This window comes from Kribbella sp. VKM Ac-2568 (assembly GCF_004345365.1).
GTDB classification, from domain to species: domain Bacteria; phylum Actinomycetota; class Actinomycetes; order Propionibacteriales; family Kribbellaceae; genus Kribbella; species Kribbella orskensis.
On the sequence record NZ_SLVF01000033.1, the window covers coordinates 1 to 3795 of the forward strand.

A 3795-nucleotide genomic window follows, 5' to 3' on the forward strand; every position below is an offset into this window, starting at 1 on the left:
GACACGGCGGCGATCAGGACGGCCAGTACGGCGGCCCCGAGCGCGGCGATTCTCCGGCGGCGGCCTGGGGGAGTGGCGGTCTTGTGCTTGGGATGAGTCCTCATGGAGTTCTCCTAATGCGGTGAGTCCGTTGGTGAGGGGATGCCGCCACTCTGGGTGCAAAGGCTGGCCCCGGGCACCCGCGTAGTCCCGGGCCAATGCCCGGGTCGCCCTCCCGGTATTTCGCCCGGTGCCGGTTGTTCTGATCCAGTCGTCGCGGTCCGCCGTTGGCCCTCGGCCTCAGACCCGGGGGTGGCCGGGGGCCTTACAGGCGCGCGCCCTCCTGCTCGGCTCCGACAGTTGAGTTGCCTGGACCAAAGGCACTGACCGAAGTCCCGAGACCTGTTGATCGAGAGGGGTGGCGCGCTGATGACCTGGACCCCCACCATTCAGTCCTGCGACTCCTACCTGGACGATCGCACCGGCAAGTACGAGTTCCGCGCTGTCCGGTACCGCGCTGCCGCCGACTGGCTGACAGCGAGCGGCCTCACCCACGACATGACGATCGTGGACGTCGGCGCCGGCATGACCGAACTGGACTACTGCCTGCGCGCGGAGTACGGGTGGCGGGGACGGTACATCCCCGTCGACGGCGGCATCGACGGTGTCAATCTGAACTACTGGACGCCACCGCGGGACGCGCACTTCTTCGTCGCCCTGGAGATCATCGAGCACCTGTCCAACTGGCGCGCCCTGATCGAGCGGATGCAGCAGAAGGCACTGGTCGGGGTGGTCATGTCGACGCCGAATCCGCGCACCACGGACGTGATCGGCATGGACCCGACGCATTTGGTCGAGGTCTTCTCCGCGGATCTGGAGCCATATGCGTTCCAGCTCGGAGGAGACGTTCTAAGGCGGCGTACTTTCAAACGGAGAGCCGGACGCCCCTTTTCGCGACCTGGCGCCACTGACCTGAGCTTGCGAGCCGCGACTGCCGGAAGCGCGACTTCCGCTGGGAGGCACTTGGGCCGCATGGTCCTTCGGCTCTGCGAAAGGACGGGTGATGACGTTACCCACCGCTGCGCTGGCGAAGTCTCGCCTGGTCCCGATGCGGCCACGCGACCCCAACGAGCCCGGCCGGACCGCCTCATCGCTGGAACTGTTCTTCGACCTGGTCTTCGTCGTGGCCGTCAGCATCGCCGCGGCCGAGCTCCATCACGCATTCACCGAGGCGCATATCATCGACGGCCTGCTCGCCTACAGCGTGGTGTTCTTCGGCATCTGGTGGGCCTGGATGAACTTCACCTGGTTCGCCACCTCCTTCGCCACCGACGACTGGCTCTACCGGGTTCTCACCATCGTCCAAATGGGCGGCGTACTGGTCCTGGCCGCCGGCATCGAACGCGTCTTCGCCGACCGCGACTACACCGTCCTCGTCCTGAGTTACGTTGTCATGCGCGTCGCGATGGTCGCCCAGTGGCTCCGTGCCTCCCGGTCCGCAGGACAAAGCCGACGCGCCACGCAGATCTACGCCGGCGGCATCGCCACCGTCCAAGCTCTCTGGCTGCTCCAATTGCTGCTGACAGGCCCCGTCTCGTCCGTCGCATTGCTCGTACTCATCGCGGCCGAGATCGCCATCCCCATCATCGCCGAGAGGCAGGGCACGACACCGTGGCACCCACACCACCTCACGGAACGCTACGGTCTGTTCACCCTCATCCTGCTCGGTGAGAGCCTCCTCGCCTCGGCCAATGCCATCATCGAGGCCCTGCACGACGACCAAGCCCCCGGTTCACTCATCTCGATCGCCGTGCTCACCCTCGTGGTCACCGCGGCTCTGTGGTGGATGTACTTCTGGCCACCACATCACCGAGCCATCAGTGCCTTCGGCAGCTCTCTGCGCTACGGCTACGTTCACTACTTCGTCTTCGCCGCAGCCGGCGCCTTGTCGGCGGGCATTGAAGTCGAGATCGGCGTCTTGACCCACCACAGCAAACTCGGGGAAGTCACCGCCTCCTTCACCATCGCTGTCCCGATCGCGATCTTTGTCCTCGGCATCTGGTGGATCGCTCTCCGTGGCGCCGCCGACCGCGTCGTCAACGCAGTCATCCCCCTGGCAGTCGTCCTCATCCTCCTCGACCCGATACTCCCGATTCCCTTCGCGATCACAGCCGTCGTCATGACCTTGGTCGTCGCTGTCCTGGTCCTGCACCCACCCGTGCCAGAGCGTGCCGGCACCGCGAACACCACGCCGTCAGCAGCTGAGCCGAACACCAACTGACGACATCGCCGCAACAGACGCTGGCCGAACCTGCGAGCTGCTGCCTCCGAGCGGAGCCCGACTGCTCGAACGCACCAATCCCGACATCGTCGAAGCAGTGGCGAACGAACAGGAGAGATGCCGGGCAGCTGATTCTGCTGAGCGCCGATAGCGCCTTCCCCGCCCGATAAACCCGGCGGGACGCGAGCGCCACTTTCACATCGCGCACCCGAACAAGTGCGATGCCGGGGTCGAGTACGCCCTGAAACAGTCCTGGTGACGTCGATGCGATGCCGCACGAATCCGAGTTACACCGGCTACGCGATCGACGGGCGCTGGCAGAAAGTTGAGGAACTGTTGGACCCCGATGACGTTGCGGCCGGCCACATCGTGAGGTTTCGACGGTCTGCCCAGTCGAAGATCGTGCGGTCGCGTGAACCTGCGCACCCGGCCATCGTCTCCGTGGAGGTCTTCACACGGGTCCAGTTGGAGATGCGCGCTCGTCGTGGCTCGGACATGGCGGCGCGAGCGTCTCAGCCGCAGACTCGAGTCGAGCCGAAAGCGTCGTACCTGTTCCGCGGGACGATCCGGTGTGAGACCCGCGGGCGGAAGATGGAGGGCTCTCCGCGGAAGCACACGATGTTCTACCGCTGTGCTGCACGGACCTTGATTCCAGGGTCGAGGGCGACCCTTGGGCATCCGCCGACGGTCTATGTCCGCGAGGACCACCTCTCCGACGGTGTGAACGAGTGGATTGCGGGACTGTTCGGTCCTGCAAATCTTGATCAGAACATCGCACTTCTGGCGGGTGCACAGGGCGACGAGGATCCCGCGGATGCGGCCGAGCGAGCGTTCCGGAAGAAGATCGCCGACGCGGATGCGACGATGACGCGGCTTCAACGTGCTCTGGAGGCTGGTTGGGACCCCGAGGTGTTGGCGAGTCAATACAACGCAGCCGTGGCCGGGAGGAAGGCCGCTCTTGCCGGACTGGAGGCCTTGGAGCCGGCCGAACGGCTGAGCACCGCGGACATCCGAGTGATGGTGGAGGAACTAGGCGCGATGAAGACGGTGCTGGATCAGGCGGATCGAGGTGATCTGGCCGAGCTGTACGGCGCCTTGGGCTTGGACGTCTCCTACAACTACAAAACGCGGGTGGCTGATGTTTCCATCAGGCCTGCCCCGCCTGTGGTTAGCATGCGTGTCCGAGGAGGAACACGCACCTTAACCACACGCCTCAGGCTCAACGTCTGAGCCCGGAGCACTTCAAGCCCTGTCAGGTTGTTTCGATCCGCTGTCTCGCGACTCGCTTGGCGTCCTTCACCTTCAGCTGTACTGAGGCAGCGAGACCCGACTGATGCTCGGTGACCGCTCGTCGTCATGTCAGGCCGTCGCGGGGGTTATTACACTAGCCACCCCTCGGGCCGACCGCGGTTACCTGGTGACGATGTTGATGAGCCGCCTGGGCACCACGATCACTCGCTGGACCTGGACGCCGGCCAGCACGCGGACCACCAAAGCGTCGGCCAGCACCAGCGCCACGGTGCTCGCCTTGTCTG

The 3795-nt window shown here is 65.1% G+C and carries 3 protein-coding genes; 2 read left to right on the forward strand and 1 reads right to left on the reverse strand.

Going from position 1 to position 3795, the window contains the following annotated elements; all coding sequences use genetic code 11:
- Positions 1-656: 656 nt before the first annotated feature.
- The gene (locus EV648_RS42985) at positions 657-815 is read right to left on the reverse strand and encodes a hypothetical protein (RefSeq protein WP_158294245.1); all 159 of its coding nucleotides are present in this window, start codon (positions 813-815) and stop codon (positions 657-659) included.
- A gap of 227 nt (positions 816-1042) precedes the next feature.
- Here EV648_RS42985 and EV648_RS42265 point away from each other — a divergent pair, with 227 nt between their 5' ends.
- Together EV648_RS42265 and EV648_RS42270 are read left to right on the forward strand one after the other, a co-directional pair.
- Entirely contained in the window at positions 1043-2260 is a 1218-nt protein-coding gene (locus EV648_RS42265) for a low temperature requirement protein A (protein ID WP_199235159.1), read from the forward strand.
- Between the two features lie 255 nt (positions 2261-2515).
- Positions 2516-3490 (forward strand): hypothetical protein, encoded by a 975-nt coding sequence (locus EV648_RS42270; RefSeq protein WP_132302108.1) that lies wholly within the window; start codon positions 2516-2518, stop codon positions 3488-3490.
- The last annotated feature ends 305 nt before the right edge of the window (positions 3491-3795 follow it).

Excerpts from the sequence above, each read along its gene's own strand:
- EV648_RS42985 (WP_158294245.1), bottom strand. The coding sequence starts at position 815 with ATGCCGATCACGTCCGTGGTGCGCGGATTCGGCGTCGACATGACCACC.
- EV648_RS42265 (WP_199235159.1), top strand. The coding sequence starts at position 1,043 with ATGACGTTACCCACCGCTGCGCTGGCGAAGTCTCGCCTGGTCCCGATG.